The 26314-nt window shown below is 65.6% G+C and carries 28 protein-coding genes; 21 read left to right on the top strand and 7 right to left on the bottom strand.

Going from position 1 to position 26314, the window contains the following annotated elements:
* The 13 genes from ACWIKC_RS13375 (at position 1) to ACWIKC_RS13315 (ending at position 12548) form a co-directional block, all read left to right on the top strand.
* Positions 1 to 813 carry an inositol monophosphatase family protein gene (locus ACWIKC_RS13375; protein ID WP_454597939.1) on the top strand — a complete coding sequence of 271 codons (813 nt, stop codon included), beginning with the start codon at positions 1 to 3 and terminating at the stop codon, positions 811 to 813.
* A gap of 25 nt (positions 814 to 838) precedes the next feature.
* Positions 839 to 1594 carry an SDR family NAD(P)-dependent oxidoreductase gene (locus ACWIKC_RS13370; protein ID WP_454597938.1) on the top strand — a complete coding sequence of 252 codons (756 nt, stop codon included), beginning with the start codon at positions 839 to 841 and terminating at the stop codon, positions 1592 to 1594.
* 1 nt (position 1595) lies between these two features.
* Entirely contained in the window at positions 1596 to 2345 is a 750-nt protein-coding gene (locus ACWIKC_RS13365; RefSeq protein ID WP_454597937.1) for an SDR family oxidoreductase, read from the top strand.
* Positions 2346 to 2466: 121 nt separating this feature from the next.
* Entirely contained in the window at positions 2467 to 2670 is a 204-nt protein-coding gene (rpmI, locus tag ACWIKC_RS13360) for a 50S ribosomal protein L35 (protein ID WP_454597936.1), read from the top strand.
* 25 nt (positions 2671 to 2695) lie between these two features.
* A complete protein-coding gene (gene rplT / locus ACWIKC_RS13355; protein WP_454597935.1) occupies positions 2696 to 3055 on the top strand; it encodes a 50S ribosomal protein L20 in 360 nt (119 codons plus the stop codon).
* 89 nt (positions 3056 to 3144) lie between these two features.
* The gene (pheS, locus tag ACWIKC_RS13350; protein WP_454597934.1) at positions 3145 to 4266 is read left to right on the top strand and encodes a phenylalanine--tRNA ligase subunit alpha; all 1122 of its coding nucleotides are present in this window, start codon (positions 3145 to 3147) and stop codon (positions 4264 to 4266) included.
* Positions 4263 to 6668 carry a phenylalanine--tRNA ligase subunit beta gene (pheT, locus tag ACWIKC_RS13345; protein WP_454597933.1) on the top strand — a complete coding sequence of 802 codons (2406 nt, stop codon included), beginning with the start codon at positions 4263 to 4265 and terminating at the stop codon, positions 6666 to 6668. Before pheS ends, pheT begins: the two co-directional genes overlap by 4 nt.
* Positions 6665 to 7417, top strand: a complete 753-nt coding sequence (locus tag ACWIKC_RS13340) for an SDR family NAD(P)-dependent oxidoreductase (protein ID WP_454597932.1) — start codon at positions 6665 to 6667, stop codon at positions 7415 to 7417. The genes pheT and ACWIKC_RS13340 overlap by 4 nt, the downstream gene beginning before the upstream one ends.
* A 120-nt stretch (positions 7418 to 7537) precedes the next feature.
* Positions 7538 to 9061 carry a peptide chain release factor 3 gene (locus ACWIKC_RS13335; RefSeq protein WP_454597931.1) on the top strand — a complete coding sequence of 508 codons (1524 nt, stop codon included), beginning with the start codon at positions 7538 to 7540 and terminating at the stop codon, positions 9059 to 9061.
* 37 nt (positions 9062 to 9098) lie between these two features.
* Positions 9099 to 9968 (top strand): alpha/beta fold hydrolase, encoded by an 870-nt coding sequence (locus ACWIKC_RS13330; protein ID WP_454597930.1) that lies wholly within the window; start codon positions 9099 to 9101, stop codon positions 9966 to 9968.
* 6 nt (positions 9969 to 9974) lie between these two features.
* Positions 9975 to 10676, top strand: a complete 702-nt coding sequence (locus ACWIKC_RS13325; protein WP_454597929.1) for an endonuclease/exonuclease/phosphatase family protein — start codon at positions 9975 to 9977, stop codon at positions 10674 to 10676.
* A 154-nt stretch (positions 10677 to 10830) separates the two neighbouring features.
* Positions 10831 to 11169 (top strand): P-II family nitrogen regulator, encoded by a 339-nt coding sequence (locus ACWIKC_RS13320; RefSeq protein ID WP_067609850.1) that lies wholly within the window; start codon positions 10831 to 10833, stop codon positions 11167 to 11169.
* Between the two features lie 17 nt (positions 11170 to 11186).
* Positions 11187 to 12548, top strand: a complete 1362-nt coding sequence (locus ACWIKC_RS13315; RefSeq protein ID WP_454597928.1) for an ammonium transporter — start codon at positions 11187 to 11189, stop codon at positions 12546 to 12548.
* Between the two features lie 167 nt (positions 12549 to 12715).
* Here ACWIKC_RS13315 and ACWIKC_RS13310 read toward each other — a convergent pair whose 3' ends face one another.
* The 3 genes from ACWIKC_RS13310 to ACWIKC_RS13300 are packed head-to-tail and all read right to left on the bottom strand — an operon-like array spanning position 12716 to position 15690.
* Positions 12716 to 14299, bottom strand: coding sequence for a GMC family oxidoreductase (locus ACWIKC_RS13310; protein ID WP_454597927.1), 1584 nt, complete (start codon positions 14297 to 14299; stop codon positions 12716 to 12718).
* A gap of 25 nt (positions 14300 to 14324) precedes the next feature.
* Positions 14325 to 15281: a sterol desaturase family protein gene (locus ACWIKC_RS13305; RefSeq protein WP_454597926.1), complete on the bottom strand. Its 957-nt coding sequence runs from the start codon at positions 15279 to 15281 to the stop codon at positions 14325 to 14327.
* A 1-nt stretch (position 15282) separates the two neighbouring features.
* The gene (locus tag ACWIKC_RS13300) at positions 15283 to 15690 is read right to left on the bottom strand and encodes a hypothetical protein (protein WP_454597925.1); all 408 of its coding nucleotides are present in this window, start codon (positions 15688 to 15690) and stop codon (positions 15283 to 15285) included.
* A 67-nt stretch (positions 15691 to 15757) separates the two neighbouring features.
* On the opposite strand from ACWIKC_RS13300, the gene ACWIKC_RS13295 reads away from it, so the two are divergent.
* Positions 15758 to 17194, top strand: coding sequence for an amidohydrolase (locus ACWIKC_RS13295; RefSeq protein WP_454597924.1), 1437 nt, complete (start codon positions 15758 to 15760; stop codon positions 17192 to 17194).
* A gap of 16 nt (positions 17195 to 17210) precedes the next feature.
* Here the strand turns inward: ACWIKC_RS13295 and ACWIKC_RS13290 are convergent, their stop codons facing one another.
* From ACWIKC_RS13290 to ACWIKC_RS13280, 3 genes are all read right to left on the bottom strand, one after another.
* Positions 17211 to 17651 carry a TIGR01244 family sulfur transferase gene (locus ACWIKC_RS13290; protein WP_454597923.1) on the bottom strand — a complete coding sequence of 147 codons (441 nt, stop codon included), beginning with the start codon at positions 17649 to 17651 and terminating at the stop codon, positions 17211 to 17213.
* A complete protein-coding gene (locus ACWIKC_RS13285; RefSeq protein ID WP_454597922.1) occupies positions 17648 to 18460 on the bottom strand; it encodes a TerC family protein in 813 nt (270 codons plus the stop codon). Before ACWIKC_RS13285 ends, ACWIKC_RS13290 begins: the two co-directional genes overlap by 4 nt.
* Before the next feature lie 111 nt (positions 18461 to 18571).
* On the bottom strand, positions 18572 to 18730 hold the full coding sequence (locus tag ACWIKC_RS13280) for a hypothetical protein (RefSeq protein ID WP_454597921.1): 159 nt from the start codon (positions 18728 to 18730) through the stop codon (positions 18572 to 18574).
* Here ACWIKC_RS13280 and ACWIKC_RS13275 point away from each other — a divergent pair.
* From ACWIKC_RS13275 to ACWIKC_RS13245, 7 genes are all read left to right on the top strand, one after another.
* Positions 18729 to 19490, top strand: a complete 762-nt coding sequence (locus tag ACWIKC_RS13275) for a cold-shock protein (RefSeq protein ID WP_454597920.1) — start codon at positions 18729 to 18731, stop codon at positions 19488 to 19490. The genes ACWIKC_RS13280 and ACWIKC_RS13275 overlap by 2 nt on opposite strands.
* A gap of 161 nt (positions 19491 to 19651) precedes the next feature.
* Positions 19652 to 20845: an acetylornithine transaminase gene (locus ACWIKC_RS13270; RefSeq protein ID WP_454597919.1), complete on the top strand. Its 1194-nt coding sequence runs from the start codon at positions 19652 to 19654 to the stop codon at positions 20843 to 20845.
* A complete protein-coding gene (argF, locus tag ACWIKC_RS13265) occupies positions 20845 to 21825 on the top strand; it encodes an ornithine carbamoyltransferase (protein WP_454599505.1) in 981 nt (326 codons plus the stop codon). Before ACWIKC_RS13270 ends, argF begins: the two co-directional genes overlap by 1 nt.
* Before the next feature lie 59 nt (positions 21826 to 21884).
* Positions 21885 to 22778 carry an Hsp33 family molecular chaperone HslO gene (gene hslO / locus ACWIKC_RS13260; RefSeq protein WP_454597918.1) on the top strand — a complete coding sequence of 298 codons (894 nt, stop codon included), beginning with the start codon at positions 21885 to 21887 and terminating at the stop codon, positions 22776 to 22778.
* A gap of 91 nt (positions 22779 to 22869) precedes the next feature.
* The gene (locus tag ACWIKC_RS13255) at positions 22870 to 23280 is read left to right on the top strand and encodes a DUF3617 domain-containing protein (RefSeq protein WP_454597917.1); all 411 of its coding nucleotides are present in this window, start codon (positions 22870 to 22872) and stop codon (positions 23278 to 23280) included.
* A 39-nt stretch (positions 23281 to 23319) separates the two neighbouring features.
* Positions 23320 to 24048, top strand: a complete 729-nt coding sequence (gene queC / locus ACWIKC_RS13250) for a 7-cyano-7-deazaguanine synthase QueC (protein WP_454597916.1) — start codon at positions 23320 to 23322, stop codon at positions 24046 to 24048.
* Positions 24041 to 25630, top strand: a complete 1590-nt coding sequence (locus ACWIKC_RS13245) for an MFS transporter (RefSeq protein ID WP_454597915.1) — start codon at positions 24041 to 24043, stop codon at positions 25628 to 25630. Before queC ends, ACWIKC_RS13245 begins: the two co-directional genes overlap by 8 nt.
* A 61-nt stretch (positions 25631 to 25691) precedes the next feature.
* On the opposite strand, the gene ACWIKC_RS13240 is transcribed toward ACWIKC_RS13245, so the two are convergent.
* Positions 25692 to 26246, bottom strand: coding sequence for a superoxide dismutase family protein (locus tag ACWIKC_RS13240; RefSeq protein ID WP_454597914.1), 555 nt, complete (start codon positions 26244 to 26246; stop codon positions 25692 to 25694).
* Positions 26247 to 26314 lie beyond the last annotated feature (68 nt).

The following is a 26314-nucleotide window of genomic DNA, read 5'->3' as shown; positions in this document are numbered from 1 at the left end:
ATGGCGAGCAGCGCCGATCTCGCGCTCGCCAACCGCCTTGCCGATGCGGCGGGCGCGGCGATCCGGCCGCTGTTCCGCGGGCCCTGGACCGATGAGCGCAAGGGCGATTCCTCGCCGGTGACTGAGGTCGATCGCGCCGCCGAAGCGGCGATGCGCGCAATCCTGGAGGCCGAGCGGCCCGATGACGGCATCGTCGGCGAGGAATACGGCACAAGCAACGAAAGCGCCGGGCGCCAGTGGGTGCTCGACCCGATCGACGGGACCATCAGCTTCATGGCCGGGCGCCCGATCTTCGGGACGCTGGTATCGCTGATGGAAGGCGGCTGGCCCGTGCTCGGGGTGATCGACCAGCCGATCGCGAAGGAGCGCTGGGTCGGGCGGATCGGGCACGAGACGACCTTCAACGGGCAGGTCGCGCGCACCCGCGCCTGCCGCCGCCTCGCTGATGCGGTGCTCGCCACCAGCAGCCCGCATTATTTCTCCAGCGAGGAAGCCGATGATTACATGGCGCTCGCCAAGGCGGTGGCGCAGGACAAGCGGCAGGGCATGATCGTCTATGGCGGCGATTGCTACAATTACGGGCTTTTGGCCTCGGGCCATCTCGATGTGGTGTGCGAGGCCGGGCTCGAGCTGTTCGATTTTGCCGCGCTGGTTCCCATCGTGGAAGGGGCGGGCGGAACCATGTGCGACTGGTCGGGCGAACCGCTCCACGCCGCCAGCGACGGACGCGTGCTTGCGCTCGGCGAGCCGGCGCGGCTCGAGGATGTTCTCGAGGCGATGGGGCGCAACGACGCGCACGGGCACGGGCACTGAGCGTGCGGCGGTTCGTTTGCCGGGCATGACCACTATCCTCGTAACCGGCGCAGGCAACGGCATCGGCCGTGCCACTCTCCTTCATTTCCACGGCCTCGGGTGGCGTGTTGCCGGGCTGGACAAGGATGCCGAGGCGTTGGCCGAATTGCGCGCGGCACTCCCCGCCTCCGAAGCGCTGCTGCTGACCTGCGATGTCGGCAAGGAAGGCGAGGTCACCCGCGCCTTCGCTCGAATCGGCGAATGGTTGGGTGAGGATGCACTCGATTGCCTGGTCAACAATTCCGGGATCGCCGACCCCTATTGCGGTCCGTTGGCGGACCTCTCGCTCTCCGCCTGGCAGGGCTGGATCGACGCGAGCCTGACCGCGGCTTTCCTCTGCAGCCGGGCTGCGGTTCCGCTGCTCGAACGCAGCGAGAATGCGAGCATCGTCAACATCTCCTCGACCCGTGCGGTCATGAGCGAGCCCGAATGCTTCGCCTATGCCGCCGCCAAGGGCGGGCTCGATGCGCTGACCCATGCTCTGGCGGTCTCGCTCGGCCCGGCCATCCGCGTCAACGCCATCCGCCCGGGGTGGATCGAGGCGGGACCGTGGCAGAAGGCCGGCCAGCGTAGCGAACCCGAGCATCGCCCGAGGGATCGCAAGCAGCACCCGGTCGGAAGGATCGGCGCTTGCGAGGACATCGCCGAGGCGGTCGCCTATCTGCACCACGCGGGCTTCGTGACCGGACAGCATCTCAACATCGACGGTGGCATGACGAAAAAGATTATCTACGAGCACTGACATGGCCTGGTCACCACCCCTGGACAATCGCGTAGCATTGGTCACCGGAGCGGCGCGCGGGCTTGGTTTCGCCATCGCGCGCGGACTGGCCGAGAGCGGAGCGAGCGTCTGGCTCAACGGCCGCGACGAGGATGCGCTGGCAGCGGCGGCCAAGGATATCGGTCCGCTCGCGCGCACTCTGGCCTTCGATATAGGCAACGATACGGCCAGCGAATCGGCCTTCGCACGAATCGCGGCGACGGGCGGGCTCGACATCCTGGTCAACAATGTCGGCCAGCGCGACCGGCGCCCGCTCGCCGAGCTTGGTCGCAGCGACATGGCATCGATGCTCGACACCAATCTCGTCGCCCCCTTCGATCTTGCGCGCCGCGCCGCGCCGCTGATGCAGGCGCGCGGCTATGGGCGGATCGTCAATATCACTTCGATCGCGGCGGATATCGCGCGCGGGGATGTGCTCTACACCGCCAGCAAGGGTGGCCTCGCCGCGCTGACGCGCGCGCTTGCCGCCGAGCTCGGCGGGAGCGGGATCACCGTCAACGCGGTGGCGCCGGGCTATTTCGCCACCGAGGCCAATGCTGCGATGGTCGCCGATCCCGAGGTGGCGGCGCACCTTGTGCGGCGGACTTCGCTGGGTCGCTGGGGACAGCCCGAGGAGGTCGCCGGTGCGGTCGTCTTCCTCGCCTCGCCCGCCGCCAGCTATGTCACCGGGCAGACGCTGGCGGTCGATGGCGGCTACCTCAGCCACTTCTGATGCTTGCCTTTCCGGACGAATTGGCTATGTGCGCGAGCTTCACCGACACGTAATTCATGTGCCGGCCTGGCGACAAGGGCTGCCAGGGCTGGTTCGACGTGTCTCTGCAAAGGAGATGAAAATGCCCAAGCTGAAGACCAAGAGCGGCGTCAAGAAGCGCTTCAAGCTCACCGCCACGGGCAAGGTCAAGCACGGTGTCGCGGGCAAGCGCCACCGGCTGATGAGCCACAATGCGAAGTATATCCGCCAGCAGCGCGGGACCAAGCTTCTCTCCAAGGCCGATTGGGCCGCGGTGAAGAAATGGGCCCCCTACGGGCTCGGCTGAGCCCCCGCTTTAAGGAGAAAGAGATATGCCTCGCATCAAACGCGGCGTGACCACACGCCAGAAGCACAAGCGGCTACTCGACCAGGCCAAGGGCTATCGCGGTCGTCGCAAGAACACCATTCGCATTGCGCGTCAGGCGGTCGAAAAGGCCGGTCAGTACGCCTATCGCGACCGCAAGGTTAAGAAGCGCAACTTCCGCGCCCTGTGGATCCAGCGCATCAACGCAGCGGTCCGCGCCGAGGGCCTGACCTATTCGCAGTTCATGCACGGTGTTAAGCTTGCCGGCATCGAATTGGATCGCAAGGTGATGGCCGACCTGGCCATGAATGAAAGCGCTGCCTTCGGTGCGATCATCAAGCAGGCCAAGGGCGCGCTTCCCGCCTGAATCTTCGCATCCGCGAGAGGAAATAGCGCCGCCCCTCCCGGGGTTGGCGCTTTTTCTTTGTCCGGCTTTCGGCTAGCGAGCCCCCCTATATGACCAGCGACATCACCAGCGACCACGAGCAGACCATCGCCGACACTCTCGAGCGGCTTCACCGTACCGGGGATCTCGCCGGGGTCGAGGCGATCCGGGTGGAGGCGCTGGGCAAGCAGGGCTGGCTCAACCAGCTGATGAAGACGCTGGGCAAGATGAGCCCCGAGGAGCGGCAGGTCGAAGGGCCGCGGCTGCAGGGCATGCGCACCCGCGTTTCCGAAGCGCTCGACGAGCGCAAGGCCACGCTCGAGGCGGCGGAGCTGGAGCGGCGGCTGGCGACCGAAGTGCTCGACCTGACGCTGCCCGCACCCGAAACCCCGGCCGGATCGGTCCACCCGGTCAGCCAGGTGATGGATGAGCTGGCGGAGATCTTCGCCGATCTGGGCTTCTCGGTCGCGACCGGCCCGGAGATCGAGGACGACTGGCACAATTTCACCGCGCTCAACATGGCCGAAACCCATCCGGCGCGGGCGATGCACGACACCTTTTATTTCGGCGAGCAGGATCGCGACGCGCAGGGCAACCGGATGCTGCTCCGCACGCATACTTCGCCGGTGCAGATCCGCGCGATGGTCGAGCAGGGCGCACCGATCCGGCTGATCGCGCCGGGCCGGGTCTATCGCTCCGACAGCGATGCCACCCACACCCCGATGTTCCACCAGATCGAGGGGCTGGTGATCGATCGCGACATCCATCTCGGCCATCTCAAATGGACGCTCGAGACCTTCTTGAAGGCCTTCTTCGAGCGCGAAGATATCGTGCTTCGACTGCGGCCCTCCTATTTCCCCTTCACCGAACCCAGTGTCGAAGTCGATGTCGGCTGGAAAGATGTCGATGGCCGCCGCGCGCTGGGCGGTGATGGCGATGCCCCCGGCCATGGCTGGATGGAACTGCTCGGCAGCGGCATGGTCAACGCCCGCGTGATCGAATTCGCCGGGCTCGATCCGCAAGAATGGCAGGGCTTCGCCTTCGGGGTCGGGGTCGACCGGCTGGCGATGCTCAAATACGGGATGGACGATCTGCGCGCCTTTTTCGACGGCGACCAGCGCTGGCTGGCGCATTACGGCTTCTCGCCCTTCGACCAGCCGACGCTTTCGGGCGGTGTGGGAGCGCGCGCATGAAGTTCTCGCTCGAATGGCTGCGGCATTTCCTCGACACCGAGGCTTCGACCGCCGAAATCGCCGCCGCGCTCAACGCGGTCGGTCACGAGGTCGAGGGGATCGAGGACCCGGCACAGCGGCTTGCGGGATTCCGCGTCGCCCAGGTCCTCACCGCCTTGCCGCATCCCGATGCCGACAAGCTCCAGGTGCTCACCGTCGATAGCGGTGACGGCCAGCCGCTCCAGGTCGTTTGCGGCGCGCCCAATGCGCGCGCCGGGATGAAGGGCGTGCTCGGCCTGCCGGGTGCGGTCGTACCGTCCAACGGCATGGAATTGCGCAAGAGCGCGATCCGCGGGCAGGAATCCAACGGTATGATGTGCTCGGTGCGCGAACTCGAGCTGGGCGATGCGCATGAAGGGATCATCGAATTGCCCGAGGATGCGCCAGTCGGCGCGAGCTTCGCCGACTACCACTCCGCCTCGCCGGTTTTCGATGTCGCTATCACCCCGAACCGGCCCGATTGCATGGGCGTGATGGGGATCGCGCGCGATCTCGCCTCGGCGGGGCTCGGCAGTTTCAAGCCGGTCGAGGTGCCCGCGATCGAGGGCACTTACGACTGTCCGGTCGAAATCCGCACCGAGGACCCCGAGGGCTGTCCGGCCTTCTACGGCCGCGTGATCCGCGGGGTCGCCAATGGCAGTTCGCCCGAATGGATGCAGCGTCGCTTGCTCGCTGCAGGGCAGCGCCCGATTTCCGCGCTTGTCGACTGCACCAACTACCTGATGCTCGCCTGCGGGCGACCGGCGCATGTCTACGATCTAGCGACGCTTTCGGGTGCCATGGTCGCGCGGCGTGCGGTGGCGGGCGAACAGATCGAGGCGCTCAACGAGAAGACCTATACGCTCGACGACAGCATGACGGTGATCGCGGACGACAGCCGGGTTCACGACATCGCCGGGATCATGGGCGGGGCGCATTCGGGCGCCAGCGAGGGCACCACCGGCGTCCTGCTCGAGATCGCCTATTTCGACCCCGAGCGGATCGGGGTGGCGGGGCGCAAGCTCGGCCTAGCCAGCGATGCGCGCACAAGGTTCGAGCGCGGAGTCGATCCGGCCTTCCTCGACGATGGGCTGGCGCTGCTGACCGATCTGATCTTGACCTGCTGCGGCGGCGAGCCGAGCACGGTGGTGCGCGCCGGAGCGCCGCCCGCCGAAGCAAAGCGGATCGCCTTCGATCCAATGCTAACCGCGCGGCTTGGTGGCGTCGATGTGGCGCCGGCCGAACAGCGCCGCATTCTCGAGGCGCTCGAATTCGGCGTGGCGGACGACTGGCAGGTTACCGTCCCGCTGCGTCGTCACGATATCGAGGGAGCCCCCGATCTGGTCGAGGAAGTGGTCCGCATCCACGGGCTCGACAAGGTGAAAAGCGTGCCGCTGCCGCGCCCCGCCAATGAAAACGAATGGGGTGTTGCGCGGCCCACCGCCACGCCGGCGCAGCAGCTCGAGCGCAAGCTGCGCCGTGCAGCCGCCGCGCGCGGGCTCAACGAGGCGGTGACCTGGTCCTTCCTCCCCACTGTGCAGGCCGAGCACTTCGCAGACGGAAACGAGCTCTGGGTGCTCGACAATCCGATCAGCGAGGACATGAAGGCGATGCGTCCCTCGCTGCTGCCGGGATTGCTCGCCGCCGCCGCGCGCAATGCGGACCGTGGTCTCAGTGGATCGCGGCTGTTCGAAATCGGCCGCCGCTACTTCCGCGGCAAGACTGGCGCCAGCGATGAACGGGCGACGCTCGGGCTGGTGCTGGCGGGCGACAGGACCGCGCGAAGCTGGTCCAGCGGCAAGGCAGCGAGTTTCGACGCCTTTGACGCCAAGGCCGAAGCGCTTGCGCTGCTTGAGGCCGCCGGTGCTCCCACTGCCAATCTGATGGTGATGGGTGAGGCCGGCGACCAATTCCATCCCGGGCAATCCGCCACGCTTCGGCTTGGTCCCAAGAACGTGCTGGCGCGCTTCGGAGCGCTGCATCCCGCGACGCTCAAGGCCTTCGATCTCGACGGTTCGGTGATGGCGGTCGAGATTTTCCTCGATGCGATCCCCGCGAAGAAGGGCAAGCCGAGTTTCGCGCGCGCCGCCTATGCGCCGCCCGCGCTGCAGGCGGTGACGCGCGATTTCGCGTTCCTCCTCCCCCTCGGGCTCGCTGCAGGCGATTTGCTGCGCGCGGTCGGCGGCGCGGACAAGCAGGCCATCGTCGCAGCGCGGGTGTTCGACGTCTTCACCGGGCAGGGCGTCCCTGAAGGCCACAAATCGGTCGCCGTCGAAGTCACCTTGCAGCCGGGCGACAAGAGCTTCACCGACGAGGAGATAAAAGCGATCTCCGACAAGGTGATCGCCAGTGCGGCGAAACTCGGCGCGGAGCTGCGGGCATGAGCCGGACCGCCCTCGTCACCGGCGCCACCGCGGGGATCGGCGAGGCCACGGTGCGCGCACTGGTCGCCGGCGGCTGGCGCTGCATCGCGACCGGTCGGCGGGCCGAACGCTTGCAGGCGCTGGTCGACGAGCTTGGCGCGGACAAGGTCCATCCCGCCGCCTTCGACGTGACCGACGAAGCTGCGCGCGATGCCGCGCTCGATGCCCTGCCGCGCGAGTTCGCCGATATCGACCTGCTGGTGAACAACGCCGGGCTCGCGCTGGGCACGTCGCCCGCGCAGGAGAGCGATCTGGCCGACTGGAAGACCATGATCGCGACCAATGTCACCGCGCTGGTCTCGCTCACTCACAAGCTCCTGCCGGGGCTGATCGAGCGCAAGGGTGCGGTCATAAACCTCTCCTCGGTGGCGGCGAATTACCCCTATCCGGGCGGCAACGTCTATGGCGGGACAAAGGCCTTCGTCAGCCAGTTCACGCTCGGCCTGCGCTCCGATCTTCACGGTACCGGGGTGCGCGTCACCGCGATCGAACCGGGCATGGTCGAGACCGAATTCACCCTGGTGCGTACCGGTGGCAACCAGGATGCTCACGAGAAACTCTACGGCGGCGCGCAGCCGATGACCGCGGCGGATATCGCCGGGACCGTCCGCTGGGTCGCCGAACTGCCGCCGCATCTCAACATCAATACGCTTGAGCTGATGCCGGTGAGCCAGAGCTACGCCGGATTCCGCATCGCGCGCGAGCCTTAGCGCTTCACCGTTCGCCTTGAGCCTGTCGAAGGGCTAGCGGGGCTGGTTTACGCAAAACGTGCTTCGACAGGCTCAGCAAAAACGGCCTTTGGGTTCGCAACGCAAACGGTAAGACAGAACATGACCTCCAACCGCCGTACCTTCGCGATCATTTCGCACCCCGATGCGGGCAAGACCACGCTCACCGAGAAGCTGCTGCTGCAAGGCGGCGCGATCCATCTCGCCGGCGAGGTCAAGGCGCGCGGTCAGGCGCGGCGGGCGCGGTCGGACTGGATGAAGATCGAACAGCAGCGCGGCATCTCGGTCACGTCGAGCGTGATGACCTTCGAACGTGACGGCATCACCTTCAACCTGCTCGACACGCCCGGGCACGAGGATTTCTCGGAAGACACCTATCGCACGCTGACCGCGGTCGATTCGGCGATCATGGTGATCGACGCGGCCAAGGGCATCGAGCCGCAGACCCGCAAGCTGTTCGAGGTCTGCCGCTTGCGCTCCGTCCCGATCATCACCTTCGTCAACAAGGTCGATCGCGAGGGCCGCCCGGTGTTCGAGCTGCTCGACGAGATTGCCGATATGCTCGCGCTCGATGTCTCGCCGCAGATGTATCCGGTGGGGATGGGCGGGCAGTTCGAGGGCGTGCTCGATTTCGCCACCGGCTGCGTCGCCCGGCCCGAAGGTCCGTCGAAGGAATTCCAGGGCAAGCGCGATTGCGATCCGGAAATCCCCGCGCAATTCGCCGAGGAAATCGAGCTCGCGCAGATCGGCTATCCGCAATTCGATCTCGAGGCCTATCGCAATGGCGATCTCACCCCGGTGCTGTTCGGCTCGGCACTCAAGAGCTTCGGGGTCACCGAGCTGATCGATACGATCGCCAGGATCGCGCCACCGCCGCGCCCACAGCCCGCCGGCGACCAACAGATCAGCCCCGAGCGCGACGAGGTCACTGGGTTCATCTTCAAGGTCCAGGCCAATATGGACCCCAACCACCGCGATCGGATCGCTTTCATGCGGCAGGTCTCGGGCACTTTCAAACGCGGCATGAAGCTGACTCCTTCGGGCTCGGGCAAGCCGATCGCGATCCATTCGCCGATCCTGTTCTTCGCGCAGGATCGCGAGATCGCCGACACCGCGGAGGCGGGCGATATCATCGGCATCCCCAACCACGGCACCCTGCGCGTGGGCGATACGCTGTCCGAGAAGAACGAGCTGCGCTTCACCGGCCTGCCCAATTTCGCGCCCGAGATCCTCCGCCGCGTCCAGCTCCGGGATCCGACCAAGACCAAGCAGCTCAGGAAGGCGCTCGACGATCTTTCCGAGGAAGGCGTGATCCAGGTGTTCTACCCCGAGATCGGCGGGCAGTGGATCGTCGGCGTGGTCGGCCAGCTCCAGCTCGAGGTGCTCGTCTCGCGGCTTTCAGCCGAATACAAGGTCGAGGCGGGGCTGGAGATGGCACCCTTCTCGACCGCGCGCTGGCTCAAGGGCGAGCAGGCCGCGCTCGACGATTTCGAGAAGTTCAACCGCCCGCATCTGGCGCGCGACCGCGATGGAGATCTGGTGTTCATGGCCAAGAGCCCATGGGACGTGACCTATCAGGAAGAAAAGAACCCCGGCCTGGTCTTCTCGGGGACCAAGGAGCGCTGACTTGCAGGGGCTGCGGCTTCCCGGCATGGGGTCGCCCATGACGCACTCCGGACCCACATCGCAAACCTTCATCTCGCAGCGCCTGCGGCTGCATTACGTCGACTGGGGGAATCGCGGCAAGCCGCCGCTGGTGCTGGTCCATGGCGGGCGCGATCATGCGCGCAGCTGGGACTGGGTGGCCGAGCAGCTGCGCGACGACTGGCATGTCATCGCGATGGACCATCGCGGCCATGGCGATTCGGACTGGGTCAGCGACGGCAATTACCAGACCAGCGACATGGTCTACGATCTGGCGCAGCTGATCCATCAGCTCGGCGTCGGGCCGGTCACCATCGTCAGCCATTCGATGGGCGGCAACGTCTCGCTGCGCTATGCCGGGACCTTCCCCGACATGGTCACCAAGCTCGTCGCCATCGAAGGCCTCGGGCCCAGCCCCAAGCGCCAGGAGGAAATGCGCGCGACCCCCTATCCCGAGCGGCTGCAGGAATGGATCGGCAAGAAACGCGCCGCCTCCGCGCGCAGCCCGCGCAAATACGAGAGCATCGAGACCGCCTTCCAACGGATGATCGAGGAGAACTCCTACCTCACCGAGGAACAGGCCCGGCATCTGACCGTCCACGGCGTCAACCGCAACGAGGATGGCACCTACACCTGGAAGTTCGACCCGCATCTCAACGTCTGGCCGGTCGAGGACGTGGCCGACGAATTCCTCCACCAGACCTGGGCGGCGATCACCGCGCCGACATTGCTGCTCTATGGTGCCGACAGCTGGGCCTCGAATCCCGAGGGCGACGGGCGGCTCGACAATTTCAACACCGCGCGCGTCATCGAATTCGACAAGGCCGGGCACTGGCTCCACCACGACCAGTTCGACCGCTTCATGGCGACACTGGCGGATTTCCTCTGACGCCCGATGCGGCTCACCTTCGCCAGCTACAACATCCACAAGGCGATCGGTCGTGATCGCAAATGCGACCCTGAGCGGATCATGTCGGTGCTGCGCGAGATCGATGCCGATGTGATCGTCCTGCAGGAGGCGGACCAGCGCTTCGGCGATAGGGCGAGCGTCCTGCCGCGCGCGCTGCTCGACGACTATCCCTGGAAAGTGGTCGATATCGCCCGGCGCCCGCGCAGCATCGGTTGGCACGGCAACGCGATTCTCGTGCGGCGCGACTGCGAGGTGCAGGATGCCGAAGCGCTCCATCTGCCCACGCTCGAGCCGCGCGGTGCCGCCAATGCGGTGATCCGGATCGAGGGGCGCAATATCCGCATCATCGGAACGCATCTCGACCTCTCGGGCCTGCGCCGCCGCGACCAGGTCCGTGCGCTGCTCGATTTCATCGCCGAGACCACCGAGGATTGCCCGACCGTCATCGGCGGGGATTTCAACCAATGGGGCCGATTCACCGGCGCGATGCGCGAGTTCGGCGAGGACTGGCATGCGATCTCGCCGGGGCCGAGCTTCCCCAGCCGCGGCCCGATTGCTCGGCTCGACCGCATCGTGACCTCGCCCAGCTGGGTCTGCCACAATGCGCATGTCCACCGCAGCCCGCTCGCCAGCGTAGCCTCGGACCATCTGCCCGTTTATGCGCAATTGGACCTGCCTGAAATTTAAGCAGTCGCCTGCTTGATGGGCACTGTCTGAACTAAAGTTACCCGCCGGTTAGCCCTTTCGCCGCCATATTGCGTTGAATCCGGCTTTGGCACAGCTTTTGCAAACCTCCTCTGCGCCGGGAACGAGCCCGGCAGCGATAGCTCAGGGGGGCCGTGTGAAATACATCATCGCCGTCATCAAACCGTTCAAGCTCGACGAGGTGCGCGAAGCCCTTGGATCGATCGGGGTCGCGGGAATGACCGTGTCCGAGGTCAAGGGCTTCGGGCGCCAGAAGGGCCAGACCGAGATTTATCGAGGGGCCGAATATTCTACCAACATGCTGCCCAAGGTGAAGCTGGAGATCGCCGCCAGCGACGATCTCACGCCGCAGGTGATCGAGACGATCCAGCAGACCGCCAGCACTGAGGCGATCGGCGACGGGAAAATCTTCGTCTTCGATCTCGCCAGCGCCACCCGCATCCGCACCGGTGAGACCGGCGACACCGCGCTTTGATCCGAGGGGACAACACCATGAAACGCATATTCTTTCGCTCCGCCGCCCCGGCGCTGGGGGCCTTTGCGCTGGCCGGGGTGGGACTGACCACGCCCGCCCTGGCGCAGGACGCCGCCGATCCCGCTGCGCTTGCCGCAGCCGAAGCCGTTTCGGGGGGCACAGCCTATATTCTCAACACGCTGCTGTTCCTGATCGGCGGCTTTCTGGTCATGTGGATGGCAGCCGGCTTCGCCATGCTCGAAGCCGGGTTGGTCCGCTCTAAGAACGTCTCGGTCCAGTGCCTCAAGAATATCGGCCTCTATTCGATCGCGGGCCTGATGTTCTGGGTGATCGGCTATTCGATCGCCTATCCGGGCTTCGAAGGTGGTTTCTTCGGTATCGCCGATTTCCCCTATGCGATGCAGGGTGTGGGCGAGGCGGATACCGGGACCGGCTATTCGATTGCGTCCGACTGGTTCTTCCAGATGGTGTTCTGCGCCACCACCGCCTCGATCGTCTCGGGCGCGGTCGCCGAGCGGGTTAAGCTGGTGCCCTTCTTCATCTTCGTCACGGTGCTGACCGGTTTCATCTATCCGGTGATCGTCAGCTGGGAATGGGGTGCGGGCTGGCTCGACGCGATGGGCTTCTCCGATTTCGCCGGCTCCACCCTCGTTCACTCGACCGGCGGCTGGGCGGCACTAATGGGCGTGCTGATCATCGGCCCGAGGCTGGGCCGTTACGGCAAGGATGGCAAGGTCGCGGTATTCCCGGGTTCGAGCATTCCGCTCGCCACGCTTGGTACCTTCATCCTGTGGCTTGGCTGGTTCGGCTTCAACGGCGCATCGCAGCTGGCGATGGGCACGATAGGCGATGTCTCCGATGTGTCGAAGATCTTCGTCAACACCAATATGGCCGCCGCCGCGGGTGTCGTGGTCGCGATCATCGCTACCCAATTGCGCTACAAGAAGGCCGATACCACCATGGCTCTCAACGGAGCGCTGGCAGGGCTCGTGGCGATTACCGCCGAGCCGCTGACACCCAGTGTCGGGATGGCAATCGTCATCGGCGGGATCGGCGGGCTGCTGCCGGTTATCTTCGTGCCGATCCTCGACAAGCTGAAGATCGACGATGTCGTCGGCGCCATTCCGGTCCACCTCGTCGCCGGTATCTGGGGCACGCTGGCCGTGCCGCTGACCAACACCGAAGTGCCGTTCCTCGCGCAGCTCACCGGCGTGGTCGCCACCGGTGTCTTCGTCTGTGCGCTCTCCGCCATCGTCTGGTTCGCGATCAAGGCCACCATCGGGGTGCGTCCGAGCGAAGAAGAAGAGCTGGCGGGGCTAGATCTCGGGGAAACCGGCATCGAAGCCTATCCGGAGTTCACCCGCACCTCTGGATCCTGAAGTTCGGCGGGGGCGCTTCTCTCTCTCCTCTCGGCGCTCCCGTCCAAATGTGTTCCTCCTGCGAACACCGACTACGAAGGGCCGGAACCTTGCGAAAGGTTCCGGCCCCTTTTTTCTTTTTCGATGGGAGGCGCTAGGCGAATCCGGCGCACAGACAGTCGGGTTTACTAGGCCAGTTCTGCTTTCAGGAAATCCGCGCAGCGCTCGCCGATCATGATGCTCGGCGCATTGGTGTTGCCTCCGACGAGCCGCGGCATGATGCTGGCATCGGCCACCCACAACCCTTCGATCCCGCGCACCTTGAGCTGGGGATCGACCACGCTGTCCTCGTCGCCGCCCATGCGGCAGGTGCCGACCGGGTGGTAGACGGTGTCCGCGCGGTCGCGGATCAGATTGTCGAGCGCGGCATCGTTGTCGAGGTCTGCCGGATAGCGATCCTTGGGCGCATATTGCGCCAGCGCTGGCGCTTCCACGATGCGATGCGACAGCCGCACGCCCTTGCGCAACACCTCAATGTCGCGGTCGTCATCGAGGAAGTTGGGATCGATCACCGGCGCATCCGTGGCATTGCGCGAACCCAGCCGCACCGTCCCACGGCTCTCGGGGCGCAGCACGCAGGCGTGAAGCGAGAAGCCGTGGCCCTTCACCTTGGCACGGCCATGATCCTCGAGCATCGCTGGCACGAAATGCCACTGGACGTCGGGCGCGGGCGCATCCTCCATCACCTTCCAGAACCCGCCCGCCTCGGCATAGGGGGTGGTCATGATCCCGGTCCGCTTGCGGCGGTGCTCGATGATGGCCTTGGCCATCCGCACTGTGCCCGCCAGACTGTCGCCGATGAAATCGGTGCTCTGCGTCTCCCAGCTCGAGACGTAGTCGATATGGTCCTGCAGGTCGGAACCGACCGCGGGGCAATCGCGCTTCACCGTGATGCCGTGCTCGGCCAAATGCGTGCCCGGACCGATGCCCGAGAGCATCAGCACCTGCGGCGAGTTGAACGCGCCCGCCGACAGCACCACGCCGCCGCGCGCGCGCACCGTCCGCTGCTTGTCGCCGACCGAATAGGTGACCCCGGTCACCTTGCCGTCGTCGATCTCGATTTTCTGGACGGTCACGCCGATCCGCACATCGAGATTGCGGTTGCCGCGCTTGGGCTCGATATAGGCGCGCGCGGCGGACCAGCGTTCGCCGTCCTTCTGCGTCACCTGATAGATGCCGAAACCTTCCTGCCGCGCGCCGTTGAAGTCGCGATTGTGCGGCAATTGCAGCTGGGTCGCCGCCTCGATGAAGGCGAGGCTGCCCGGGTTGGCCCAATGCTGGTCCGAGACATGCAGCGGGCCATCGCCGCCATGAAATTCATCGGCGCCCTGCTCGTTGCTTTCGGCGCGTTTGAAATAGGGCAGCACATCGTCATAGGCCCAGCCGCTGCAGCCGAGTTCGGCCCAATGGTCGTAATCCCAGCTGTGGCCGCGGATATAGATCATCGCGTTGATCGCCGAGGACCCGCCCAGGCCGCGACCGCGCGGCTGGTAGCCCGTCCGTCCGTTCAGCCCCTTCTGCGGCACAGTCTCGTAGCGATAGTTCGAGCTGTTGCGCAGGAAGGGCATGAAGCCCGGCGTCTTGATCAGCATGGTGTTGTTGCGCGGCCCCGCTTCGAGCAGGCACACGCTCTTGCCCGCTTCGGCCAGCCGTCCGGCAGCCGCGCTGCCGCCGCTGCCCCCGCCGATCACGATTACATCGAATTCGTCCATGTTTTCTCCTCTTCCGCAGAAGAGGTTACGCAGGCTCGCCCGATCCCGCAATCGGGTTTTCGTCTGCAACCGGTTTACCGGCCCCGCCGCCGCGTCGTGCTTCCCAGCGCGCGCGGATCGTGGCGCTGGTCTCGCGGCTGCCATCGTGGCTCCAGCCGGGCTCGCGCAGCAGGTATGACAATTTGTGCTTCCACGGCGCGCGCCACACGTCCTGCGCGATGCCGACCCATTCGTGGAACACCGCCCACAGCAGGTTGAAGCTGCCCAGCTGTTTGACGATGCCGTAGCGTATCGTCTCCTCCTCGGGCCGCTCCTGCTCGAAAGTGCCGAACATCCGGTCCCAGACGATGAACACGCCGGCGTAATTGCGGTCGAGATAACGCGGGTTGGTCGCATGGTGGACGCGGTGGTGGCTCGGCGTGTTCATCACCGCCTCGAACCAGCGCGGCATCGTGCCGATCGCCTCGGTGTGGATCCAGAACTGGTAGATCAGGTTGAAGCCGGAAACGATCGCCAGCATCGCCGGGTGGAAGCCGAGCAGGATCAGCGGCAGGCTGAAGGCGAAGGACAGCGCGAAAAAGCCGGTCCAGGTCTGCCGCAGCGCGGTGCTGAGATTGTAGTGTTGGCTGGAATGGTGGTTGACGTGGCTTGCCCAGAACCAGCGCACCCGGTGCGCCATGCGGTGGAAAACATAATAGAGCAGGTCGTCGAGCACGAAGGCGAGTGGCCAGGCCCACCACACCGCCCACCAGGTCTCGCCGAAATCGAACAGGCGGTAGTCGTAGATCCACAGCGCGGCGGCCAGGATCGCGCCGCCGAAAAGCACGCCCGCGACCGTGCTGCCCAGCCCGAAGGCGAGGCTGGTTAGCGTGTCGCGCGGTTCATAGGCATGCGGGCGTTTGCGCCGCGCCCAGACCATCTCCGCCAGCACGAGCAGGACGAAGACCGGGACGGCGTAGGTGACGGGATCGAATTCGGGCATGTCAGCGGTTCTTGATACTCTCGATATGCTGGACCCAGGCTGAAGGTTCGTCGAGGTGGAGCCGGGCCCCGCCGTAGCGCTTTTCCGCCGTATCGACCACCAGCGCACCGCCTTCGATCCGCGCGCTCGCGGCGCGGGTCAGCACCCGTCCCGCGAAATGGGTTCCGTGCTGGCGCAACAGCAGGATATGCCCCTCGGCATCGCGCAGCAGCCCTGCGCGGCCTTTTCGGTCGAGCGCCACTTCGACCGGTGCGAAACCGTCGACCGCCTCGCTCGCCTCGCGGCGGGCATCGTCTTCGCTTTCCAGCCGCCTTGCCGGCCCCAGATTGAACCACCATGCCAGTCCCGCCAGCGCTACGATCGCGACAAGCGATCCCACGAATTGCAGCAGGGCGGGAGGAATTTCCATCACCGTACGGATTGGCACGGCGCGCCGATTGCGGCAAGTAGGGCCGGAAATAGGGGGAAGCACACCAATGAAACCATCCGTCAGTCTCACAGGCCTGGTCCTGTTCGCCGCCCAGCCGCTGCTGGTCCATCCAGCCTTCGCGCAGAGCGCCGACCCGGTCGCGATCGTCGAACGCGAGGCCGAACGCACCAGTCGCGTGGCGCAGCAATTGTGGGACTGGGCGGAGCTCGGCTATCTCGAGACGCGCTCGACCCGGCTGCTGCAGGACGAGCTGGCGGCGGAAGGTTTCACCATCACTCCCGGCGTGGCCGAGATCCCAACCGCCTTCGTCGGCGAATGGGGCGAGGGCGGGCCGGTGATCGCGATCCTCGCCGAATTCGATGCGCTGCCGGGCATTTCCCAATCCGCCGCGCCGACGCGCGAGCAGCTGGCGGACAAGCACGCGGGCCATGCCTGCGGGCACAATCTGTTCGGTGCGGGCTCGCTGACCGCGGCGATCGCGGTGAAGCGCTGGCTCGAAGCGACGGGCACGCCGGGGCGCATCCGGCTCTACGGCACCCCCGCGGAAGAAGGCGGCTCGGGCAAGGTCTATATGGCGCGCGCGGGGCTGTTCGACGATGTCGACACCGCGATCCACTGGCACGCCGCCGACGAAACCAGCGCAGCGGCCAAGACCAGCCTCGCCAACCGCTCGGCGAAGTTCCGCTTTAAGGGGGTTTCTGCCCACGCCGCCGCCGCGCCCGAGCGCGGGCGCTCCGCGCTCGACGGGGTCGAGGCGATGAACATGATGGTCAATATGATGCGCGAGCACACCAGCATGGATACGCGCATCCACTACGTCATCACCGAGGGCGGCTCGGCGCCCAATGTCATCCCCGATTTCGCCGAAGTGTTCTATTACGTCCGCCATTCGGAGGCCGACGAGGTGCGCGCGCTGTGGGAGCGGCTGGAGGCCACCGCCAGAGGCGCCGCGCTCGGGACCGGGACCGAGGTCAGCTGGGAGATCATCCACGGCAACAATCCGCTGCTGGTCAACCAGTCGCTGGCGCGGATGATGAATGCCAAGCTGCGAGAGGTCGGCGGCGTCACCTATACCGCCGAGGAGCGCGCCTGGGCGGAGGAGATTGCGGTGAGTTTCGGCGAGCAGGGCAAGCCGCTGGAAAACGCCGGCCAGATCCAGCCTTATGAAACCAAGCTCGGCTATGGTTCGACCGATGTCGGCGATGTCTCCTGGGCGACCCCGACCGTGGGCCTCACCACCGCCGCCTGGGTCCCCGGCACCAGCGCACACAGCTGGCAGGCGGTCGCAGCGAGCGGGAACTCGATCGGCGCGAAGGGTGCGCAGGTCGCGGCGAAGTCGATGGCGCTGATGGCGGTCGAACTGTTCCAGAACGAGGAATTGCGCGAGGCGGCGCGGGTGGAATTCGATGCGTCGCGCGGCCCCGGCTATGTCTATCGCTCGCTGCTTGGGGATCGCGACCCGCCGCTGGATTTCCGCCGCTAGGCGCGGCGCTGCCGGTCTATTTCTGCGCCTGCTCCGCGAGATCGATCAGGGTGGGGCGGATCGGCCCCAGATCGTAGCCTGCCGCTTCGGCGGCGCGTTCGATAGCGGCCGGATCGCGGCCTCCCCGCGCTTCGGCCAGCGCCCACAGCAGCGTCGAGCGCGTTCCGGTGCGGCAATAGGCGAGGATCTTGCCCTCCGCGCTATCGAGCGCCGCCTGCATTGCCGCGATGCGTCCCTGGTCGAAGCCTGACGAATCGACGGGGATCGCGACATAGTCGATCCCGGCGGCACGCGCCGCGGCTTCGATTGTCTCGCCGTCCGGCTGGTCGGGCGCTTCTCCATCGGGGCGGTTGTTGACGATCAACGTCACGCCTTGCGAATCGGCCCGGGCGATATCCTCGGGCGCGATCTGTCCCGCGGCAAAGACCGTATCGGATAGTGTCCTGAATTCGCTCATGCCCTTGCCTCCATGGCTTCCCGCTTTTTCTGCCGCCGGTTGCGCTGCACGATGTTGAGGATTTCCACCCCGACCGAGAAGCCCATCGCCGCGTAGATATAGCCCTTGGGCACGTGGAAGCCGAAGCCGTCGGCGATCAGCACCACACCGATCATCACCAGGAAGGCCAGCGCCAGCATCACCAGCGTCGGATTGTGCTCGATGAAGCGCGCCAGCGGATCGGCCGCCACCAGCATGATGCCGACCGAGATCACAACCGCGGTGACCATGATCGGGATGTCGTCGGTCATGCCCACCGCGGTAAGGATCGAATCGACCGAGAACACCATGTCGATCGCCACGATCTGCGCGATCACCGCGCCGAAGGTGGCGGTTGCCGCCTTGGCGACGCCGGGGGTCTTGTCGAGCAGGTGGCCCGAATCGTCTTCGGGCTCCATCGAATGGTGGATTTCCTTGGTCGCCTTCCACAGCAGGAACAGCCCGCCCGTGAGCAGGATCAGGTCGCGCCCGGAAAAGGCGGTATCGAAGCTCGGCCCGCCGTATTCGGTGGGCTGACCCTGGATCCCGAGGTCGAACAGCGGGGTCTGCAAGGTCACGAGCCAGCCGATCAGCATCAGCAGTCCGATACGCATCACCAGCGCCAGGATCAGCCCGATCCGCCGCGCGCGCTGTTGCTGGTGCTCGGGCAGCTTGTTCGAGAGGATGGCGATGAAAATCAAATTGTCGATCCCGAGCACCACTTCGAGCGCAATCAGGGTTAGAAGCGCAAGCCAGGCGGCCGGGTCGGAAAGCAGGGCGAGTATATCCATCGCGCGCCTTTGCCGCGATGCAGGGCATTTCGCAACATGAAGCGCGTGCAAATAGGTGTCCGAATCTCCATGCGAAAATGTCACATTTGCCCGCCAGACCAGCCCCCAACGTTAAAACATTCGCTTGGTCGTGGTTTTATGGCTATGTAGCGTGTTGAAATGGGCGGGGCTTTCCGACGAATCGGTTCCCGCTTGCGCCGGGTTTGCCATGCGGCCCGCGATCCGGCGTTTCACCTGCGGGGCGGCGCGATAAGGTACGATTTGAATCATGGGTTACGATAGAGGCCGCCGTCGGGGACGGGACAAGCGCGACGGATTTGGAGAAGACGGTTTCGAGCCAATGGGCGGCCCGTCGGAGGGATTCGGATCCTCAGGTGGTTTTGGCGGCGGTTTCGGCGGCGACCGGGGCGGCTTCAACAATGACCGCGGCGGCTCGGGCGGCGGCGGTTACCGCGGCGGCGGTGGCGGAGGCGCTCCCAGCCGTGGCGGACCGGGCGGCGGCGCAGGCGCTGGTGGCGCAGGCGGTATCAGCCGCATGCCCGCGCAGGTCGTCGGCACCGGCAAGGGCAAGGTCAAATTCTTCAACGCCCAGAAGGGCTTCGGCTTCATCCAGCGGGATGGCGGCGGTGAGGACGTGTTCGTTCACATCAGCGCGGTCGAACGCGCCGGGCTCGAAAACCTCGGGGAAGGCCAGGAGCTCGAGTTCAACCTCGTCGATCGCGGCGGCAAGGTCTCCGCACAGGATCTCCAGATCCTGGGCGATGTGGTCGAAACCCAATCCGACAGCGGCCCGCCCAAGCGCGAGCTGACCGGCGACAAGGCGAGCGGAACGGTCAAATTCTTCAACGCGATGAAGGGCTTCGGCTTCATCACTCGCGACGACGGACAGCCTGATGCCTTCGTCCACATAAGCGCGGTCGAACGCTCGGGCCTCTCGGGCATCGACGAAGGCCAGCGTTACGAGTTCGATCTCGAGGTCGACCGACGAGGCAAATATTCGGCGGTCAATCTCGTTCCGGCCCCGGAATGAGGCGAGCCGCGCCGCCACGGTTTGACCGGGCGCGCGCGACTCAATAAACGCCGAAGGATACGTGAATGGCGGTCCCCTCACGGGGCCGCCATTTGCATTTGACGGCTCGTTCTATCACTCCAACTCTCTCAATCACCGCGCCCGTTCGCTCCGGAGGTCCCATGTCGATTACACCGCTGATGCCCGTCTATCCCCGTTGTGGGGTTCGCCCCGTTCGCGGCGAGCACTGCCATCTGATCGACGAGGACGGCACGCGCTATCTCGATTTCGCCAGCGGCATCGCGGTCAACCTGCTCGGCCACAGCCACGACGGGTTGATCGGCGCGATCCAGCGTCAGGCCGAGACGCTGATGCATGTTTCCAACCTCTACGGCAGTCCGCAGGGCGAGGCGCTGGCGCAGCGGCTGGTGGATGTCACCTTCGCCGATACAGTGTTCTTCACCAATTCGGGCGCCGAGGCGGTCGAGGCCGCGATCAAGACCGCGCGCGCCTATCACCAGCACGAGGATGGCGATGCCAACCGCACCGAGCTGATCACCTTCACCAATGCCTTCCACGGCCGCACCATGGCGACCATCAGCGCCTCCAATCAGGAGAAGATGCACAAGGGTTTCAAGCCGCTGTTGCCCGGCTTCGTCTATTGCGAATTCGACGATCTGGAAGCCGTGCGCAAGCTGGTCGGACCGAAGACGGCTGGCTTCCTGGTCGAGCCGATCCAGGGCGAAGGCGGCATCCGCCCCGCTAGCCAGGCCTTCATGCAGGGCTTGCGCGATCTCGCCGACGAGCACGATCTGATGCTGGTTCTGGACGAGGTCCAGTGCGGCGTCGCGCGCACTGGCAAATTCTACGCGCATGAACACTACGGCGTCGATCCCGATATCCTCGCCACCGCCAAGGGCATCGGCGGCGGCTTCCCGCTGGGCGCCTGTCTCGCGACCGAAAAGGCCGCGCGCGGGATGACCTTCGGCACCCATGGCTCGACCTATGGCGGCAACCCGCTCGCCATGGCGGCGGGCACCGCGGTGATGGATGCGGTCGCGAACGAGGCGTTCCTCGCCGAAGTCACCGAAAAGGGCGAACGGCTGCGTGCCCGGCTGGAGCAATTCATCGGCAACTACCCCGAGCTGTTCGATTGCGTCCGTGGCAAGGGGCTGATGCTTGGTCTGCGGATGAAAATCGAAAGCCGGCCCTTCTTCGTCCACCTTCGCGACAATCACCATTTGATGACCGTGGCCGCAGGCGACCAGACGCTGCGCATCCTGCCGCCGCTGGTGGCGGGTGATGCCGAGTTCGACGAATTCTTCGACAAGCTCTCCGCAGGCGCGGCGAGCTTTACCATGCCTGAGCCCGCGTGATGGCGGGCGGGGACACCTCTGGCGCATCGTCACCGGTGCGGAGCTTCCTCGACCTGTCCGATGCGGGCGGGGATGCGATCGCCGCGATGATCGGCGATGCGCAGGACCGCAAGGCGGCGCGGTTCGATAGTTCGGGGGCATGGCCCAAGGGTCGCGCGGATGCCGATGCGCCGCTTGCGGGGCATGTGCTGGGGATGATCTTCGAGAAGAATTCGACCCGCACCCGCGTCAGCTTCGATATCGCCATGCGCCAGCTGGGTGGTTCGGCGCTGATCCTGGATGCCGCGACCACGCAGCTCGGCCGAGGCGAGAGCATCGCCGACACCGCGCGCGTGCTCAGCCGGATGGTCGATGCCATCATGATCCGCACCGACGATCACGCCAAGGCGCAGGCGCTGGCCGAGCATGCCGATGTGCCGGTGATCAACGGGCTCACCGACCGCTCGCACCCCTGCCAGATCGTCGCCGACCTCTTGACCGTGATCGAACACGGCAAGCCGCTCCCCGGGCTGGAGCTCGCCTGGCTGGGCGATGGCAACAATGTGCTCCATTCGCTGCTCGAGGCGGCCGCGCTGATGAAATTCAACATCCGCGTCGGCGCGCCCGAGGGCTACGATCCCGAGGACGAGTTCCTCGCCATGGCGCGCGAGGCCGGATGCCGGGTCACAGTGACTCGCGATGCGGGTGAAGCGGCGCGCGGCGCCGATGTGGTGGTCACCGATACCTGGGTGTCGATGGGTCAGAGTCACGCCGAGGCCAAGCTGGCGGCGATGGCGCCGTTCCAGGTCGATGCGCAATTGATGGCGCTGGCAAAGCCCGATGCGCGCTTCCTCCATTGCCTCCCCGCCCATGTCGGCGAGGAGGTCTCGCAGGAAGTCTTCGAAGGCGCGCAATCGCTTGTCTTCGACGAGGCCGAGAACCGTATCCACGCGCAGAAATCGATCCTGCTGTGGTGCCACGGGAAATTGCCGACCGGCTGAGGGCCGTTCCGGGTAACCGGGGCCTTAAAAGCAGCGCGGGCGCGCCCCATATGGCGCGGATGACCGAACCCGAAGAAACTTTTTCCGAGCGTACGCTGGGCTTCAGCATCCCCTCGCGCGACGCGCGCGGCCGGCTGGTGCGGCTGGACCGCACCGTCGACGAGATCCTCTCGGCCCATGCATATCCGCCGCCGATCGCCAATCTGCTAGCGGAGGCGCTGGTGCTCACCGCGCTGATCGGCAGCCTGCTCAAGGACGACGGCTCGCAGGTCACCATGCAGGCGCAGACCGAGACCGGCGCGGTGAACCTGTTCGTGTGCGACTATCGCGCCGGGGCGCTGCGCGGCTATGTCGATTTCGACGCCGATGCGCTGGCCGAACTGGGTGCCAATCCGACGCTCTATGCGCTGTTCGGCAAGGCCTATCTCGCGTTGACCTTCGACATGACCGATGGCCGCGGCCGCTATCAGGGAATCGTGCCGCTAGAAGGCGACAGCCTGGCGCGCGCCTGCGAAGGCTATTTCGTCCAGTCCGAACAGCTGCCGACACTGATTCGCACCTCGGTGACGAGCGGCCCGCAGGGTTGCCGCGCCGCCGGAATGCTCGTCCAGCATCTCGCCGATGGCGAGGAGGGCCGAGAGCGGCTGCATGTCCGGCTCGACCATCCAGAATGGGAGCATGTCGCGGTGATGGCGGGATCCTTGCGTCACGACGAATTGCTCGACCCCGAACTGTCGCTCGAGGCGATCGTCTGGCGGCTGTTCCACGAGGAAGAGGAGGTCCGCGTCGTCCGGGGCGCGCCGATTTCGCGCGGCTGTCGCTGCACCGCCGAACATTATCACGCGGTGCTGACGCGCTTTCCTGAAGAAGAACGCCAAGACATGCGCGACGAGGACGGGCTGATCGTGGTCGATTGTGCCTTCTGTTCACGCAAGTTCCCCATCGCGGCGTGATCGTTTCGTCGATAGTAAAGCACGGTTCATCTATGGTAATGAATATGACGGCGGTATCGCTGCTAGTTTCGGTACGCAATCGAGGTGTGATATGCGCAAATTTATTCTGACGGCATTGGCAGGTCTCGGCGCGACCGGCGCATTGACGCTGGCTGTCGCGCCTTCTGCTGCGCAGAACGCCAACCTCGCCTTGTTTGGCGAGCTCGATCGCGGGCAATGGGAATTGCGCTTTCGCGATGGGGAGCCCAGCCAGCGGATTTGCCTGCGCGAAGGCACCGAGCTGATCCAGCTGCGCCACCGCGGGGCCAATTGCAGTCGGCTGGTGGTCGAGAATGGCGCGAACCAGGTGACGGTGCAGTACACCTGCCGCGGCAATGGCTATGGCCGGACCAGCGTCCGGCTCGAAAGCGCGACGCTCGCCCAGGTCGAGAGCCAGGGCATCGCCGGGGGCCGCCCATTCCAGTTTTCCGCCGAGGCGCGGCGCGTGGGTTCCTGCCGCTGACGCTTGCGCCGATGCGGCCGCCGCCCTAGCGCGGCGCGGATGAGCGATCCTGCACAGACAAGCCCCGGCCCGGCGGTGGTCCTGCTCTCGGGCGGGCTCGATTCGATGGTCACCGCCGCGCTCGCGCGCGAAGCCGGGCACGAGCTTTACGCCATCACCGTGGATTACGGCCAGCGGCATGTCCGCGAGATCGAATCCGCGCGCGCCATAGCGGTACGCCTGGGTGTGGCGCGCCATGTCGAACTGCCGCTCGACCTGCGCCGGTTCGGCGGTTCGGCGCTGACCGACGATATCGACGTTCCCAAGACCGGTCTCGAGGACGGGATTCCGGTAACTTATGTGCCAGCGCGCAATCTGGTCTTCCTCGCGTTGACCACGGCCTTCGCCGAAACCGTCCAGTCGCACGACATCTTCATCGGGGTGAATGCGCTGGATTATTCGGGTTACCCGGACTGCCGGCCCGAATTCATCGCCAGTTTCGCCGAGACCGCGCGGCTGGGAACCAAGCAGGGCGTCGAGGGCGGTGCCTTCACCATCCATGCGCCGTTGCAACACATGACCAAGGCCGACATCGCTCGCGAATGCGCGCGGCTGGGGCTCGACCCGGCGTGGAGCTGGTCCTGCTACGATCCGACGCCCGCCGGCCTCGCGTGCGGCACCTGCGATTCCTGCCGTTTGCGGCGAAAAGGCTTTTCCGAAGCGGGGGTTGCCGATACCACCCGCTACGACGGGGAAATAACCCGGGTGGAGGGAGTGGACATTGACTGAGCCTACGAAGACTGCGCTGGCGACCGATCTACCGACCGTCGATACCGACGCGAAGGTTCCGGCCTACAGCTGGTATGCGCTGAGCGTGCTGGTGCTGGTCTATATGCTCAATTTCATCGACCGGAACATCCTCTCGATCCTCGCCAACGACATCAAGGCGGATCTCGGGCTCAGCGATGCCGATCTCGGCTTTCTTTACGGCACCGCCTTCGGCGTGTTCTACGCGCTGTTCGGTATCCCGCTGGGCCGGCTTGCCGACAGCTGGCACCGTGTGCGGTTGATGACGCTGGGCCTCGCGCTGTGGTCGATGATGACCGCGGTGTCGGGTTTCGCGAAGAACGGCATGATGCTGACGGGTGCCCGCATCGGCGTCGGGGTCGGCGAGGCCAGCGCCAGCCCCGCAGCCTATTCGCTGATATCCGACTGGTTTCCGAAGAAGATGCGCGGGACCGCGCTGGCGATCTATTCGGCCGGCCTCTACATCGGCGGCGGCATCTCGCTGCTGATCGGCGGGTTGATCGTGGAAGGCTGGAACAATGCCTATCCGGGCGGCGGCCCGCTGGGCCTGGTCGGCTGGCAGGCGGCGTTCCTTGTCGTTGGTATGCCAGGGCTGATGCTGGCGATCTGGGTGTTCACCTTGCGCGAGCCGGCTCGCGGCGCGATGGACGGGCTCGACCAGAAACCGGTGGGCAACCCGTTCCGCGGCTTCGTGACCGAACTCTACGCGGTGATCCCGCCCTTCACCTTCTTCTCCGCCGCGCAAAGGGGGACCAAAGCGTTGATGGTCAACATCCTCGCGGCGGTGCTGTTCTTCCTGCTGGCCTGGGTGATGGGAGGCCTCACCGACAATTACCAACAATGGGGCGCAATCGCGATCGGCTATTACGCGGTCTTCTCCTGGGCGATATCGCTGCGCGAGCGCGATCCGCCGACTTTCAAGCTGATCTGGGGCAACCCGGCGTTTCTCTTCACCATCCTGGGCTACGGCATGGTCGCCTTCGCCTCCTATTCGGTGTCCTTCTGGGCGGCGCCCTATGCCGAGCGCGTGCTCGGGGCATCGAAAGCGGTGCTGGGGTTCTGGATCGGCGGCGGTGGCGCGATGGGCGGCTTTTTGGGCGTCATCATCGGCGGACGGGTGTCCGACTGGCTGCGCGAACGCAATCCGGGCGGCCGCCTGTTCGTGATCGCATTCGGGGTGCTGGCGCCGGTGATCCCGTTGATCATCGCTTTCACCACAGAGAATGTGGCCTTGTTCTATTTCCTCAACTTCATCCTCTCGCTGTTCGGCAGCTCCGCACTGGGGGCTGCGGCGGCGACCACGCAGGACCTCGTGCTGCCGAGGATGCGCGGGACTGCCACCGCGACCTTCTTCCTGTCGACGACGCTCGTGGGTCTGGCGCTTGGGCCCTATATGGCGGGCCAGGTTTCGACCATGACCGGCAGCCTCTCGACCGGGGTGCTGTCGATGCTGGTGGCCGCACCGATCGGGACGGTCCTGTTGTACTTCGCCTATCGGACGGTTCCGGAGGCCGAGCGGACGCTCGTGGCACGCGCCGCGGCGGCGGGAGAGCCGTCCGTCTGATGCGGATGCTCTCCCGCCGCAACGGGATATTCATCTAGAGTTTGGCGCGCGAAAGCGCGGCTCAGCTGCTGGGTCGCAGGACACCGCAGGCGATGCGCGAACCCGCATCACCCGAGGGGTCGGTGCGATAATCGTCGGCACCTGCATGGACCACCACGGCGGTCCCGTCGGTATCGAAGATTTCCTCGAGCGCGGATGCCGGCGTGTCGCTGACATCGACCGTGGTGCTGGCGCTACCCGAGGCATTGACCTGCAGATTGAGCATGTCGCCCAGATGGCTGCCACCGGGCGACTGCGTGCCGTGGGTGCGGTTGTAGGGGTTGAGATGGCCGCCGGCGCTGGTGAAGTCCGGAGCGCGGCAGGCGCCCGTGGTGTGGAGGTGGAACCCGTGCGCGCCGGGCGCCATGCCGTTGACGGTGACGGCCAACGAAAGCTGGTCGCCGTCGGACAGCAGCCGTGCGGTGCCCGCGGGCTGGCCGTTGGCGAAACTCAGCGAAGCCGTCCCGACCTGTTCGGTGGACAGTTCATTGGCCACGTCGTCGGCGATATTCTCGACCGTCGCGCAGGCTGACAGCGCGGTTGCGCCCAGAAGGATGATCGGAAAGCGGATGGACATCGAAGGTCTCCCTGATTGATTGAAGGTCGGCACTCGATCACCCAACGAAAAAGGGGCCGGATTGCTCC

This window comes from Qipengyuania sp. SM2507, from assembly GCF_053714505.1.
This window is presented reverse-complemented; position numbering and strand designations above follow the sequence as displayed.

Coding starts and splice junctions, on each gene's coding strand:
- ACWIKC_RS13375 (WP_454597939.1), top strand. CDS start 1: ATGGCGAGCAGCGCCGATCTCGCGCTCGCCAACCGCCTTGCCGATGCG.
- ACWIKC_RS13370 (WP_454597938.1), top strand. CDS start 839: ATGACCACTATCCTCGTAACCGGCGCAGGCAACGGCATCGGCCGTGCC.
- ACWIKC_RS13365 (WP_454597937.1), top strand. CDS start 1,596: ATGGCCTGGTCACCACCCCTGGACAATCGCGTAGCATTGGTCACCGGA.
- rpmI (WP_454597936.1), top strand. CDS start 2,467: ATGCCCAAGCTGAAGACCAAGAGCGGCGTCAAGAAGCGCTTCAAGCTC.
- rplT (WP_454597935.1), top strand. CDS start 2,696: ATGCCTCGCATCAAACGCGGCGTGACCACACGCCAGAAGCACAAGCGG.
- pheS (WP_454597934.1), top strand. CDS start 3,145: ATGACCAGCGACATCACCAGCGACCACGAGCAGACCATCGCCGACACT.
- pheT (WP_454597933.1), top strand. CDS start 4,263: ATGAAGTTCTCGCTCGAATGGCTGCGGCATTTCCTCGACACCGAGGCT.
- ACWIKC_RS13340 (WP_454597932.1), top strand. CDS start 6,665: ATGAGCCGGACCGCCCTCGTCACCGGCGCCACCGCGGGGATCGGCGAG.
- ACWIKC_RS13335 (WP_454597931.1), top strand. CDS start 7,538: ATGACCTCCAACCGCCGTACCTTCGCGATCATTTCGCACCCCGATGCG.
- ACWIKC_RS13330 (WP_454597930.1), top strand. CDS start 9,099: ATGACGCACTCCGGACCCACATCGCAAACCTTCATCTCGCAGCGCCTG.
- ACWIKC_RS13325 (WP_454597929.1), top strand. CDS start 9,975: ATGCGGCTCACCTTCGCCAGCTACAACATCCACAAGGCGATCGGTCGT.
- ACWIKC_RS13315 (WP_454597928.1), top strand. CDS start 11,187: ATGAAACGCATATTCTTTCGCTCCGCCGCCCCGGCGCTGGGGGCCTTT.
- ACWIKC_RS13310 (WP_454597927.1), bottom strand. CDS start 14,299: ATGGACGAATTCGATGTAATCGTGATCGGCGGGGGCAGCGGCGGCAGC.
- ACWIKC_RS13305 (WP_454597926.1), bottom strand. CDS start 15,281: ATGCCCGAATTCGATCCCGTCACCTACGCCGTCCCGGTCTTCGTCCTG.
- ACWIKC_RS13300 (WP_454597925.1), bottom strand. CDS start 15,690: ATGGAAATTCCTCCCGCCCTGCTGCAATTCGTGGGATCGCTTGTCGCG.
- ACWIKC_RS13295 (WP_454597924.1), top strand. CDS start 15,758: ATGAAACCATCCGTCAGTCTCACAGGCCTGGTCCTGTTCGCCGCCCAG.
- ACWIKC_RS13290 (WP_454597923.1), bottom strand. CDS start 17,651: ATGAGCGAATTCAGGACACTATCCGATACGGTCTTTGCCGCGGGACAG.
- ACWIKC_RS13285 (WP_454597922.1), bottom strand. CDS start 18,460: ATGGATATACTCGCCCTGCTTTCCGACCCGGCCGCCTGGCTTGCGCTT.
- ACWIKC_RS13275 (WP_454597920.1), top strand. CDS start 18,729: ATGGGTTACGATAGAGGCCGCCGTCGGGGACGGGACAAGCGCGACGGA.
- ACWIKC_RS13280 (WP_454597921.1), bottom strand. CDS start 18,730: ATGATTCAAATCGTACCTTATCGCGCCGCCCCGCAGGTGAAACGCCGG.
- ACWIKC_RS13270 (WP_454597919.1), top strand. CDS start 19,652: ATGTCGATTACACCGCTGATGCCCGTCTATCCCCGTTGTGGGGTTCGC.
- argF (WP_454599505.1), top strand. CDS start 20,845: ATGGCGGGCGGGGACACCTCTGGCGCATCGTCACCGGTGCGGAGCTTC.
- hslO (WP_454597918.1), top strand. CDS start 21,885: ATGACCGAACCCGAAGAAACTTTTTCCGAGCGTACGCTGGGCTTCAGC.
- ACWIKC_RS13255 (WP_454597917.1), top strand. CDS start 22,870: ATGCGCAAATTTATTCTGACGGCATTGGCAGGTCTCGGCGCGACCGGC.
- queC (WP_454597916.1), top strand. CDS start 23,320: ATGAGCGATCCTGCACAGACAAGCCCCGGCCCGGCGGTGGTCCTGCTC.
- ACWIKC_RS13240 (WP_454597914.1), bottom strand. CDS start 26,246: ATGTCCATCCGCTTTCCGATCATCCTTCTGGGCGCAACCGCGCTGTCA.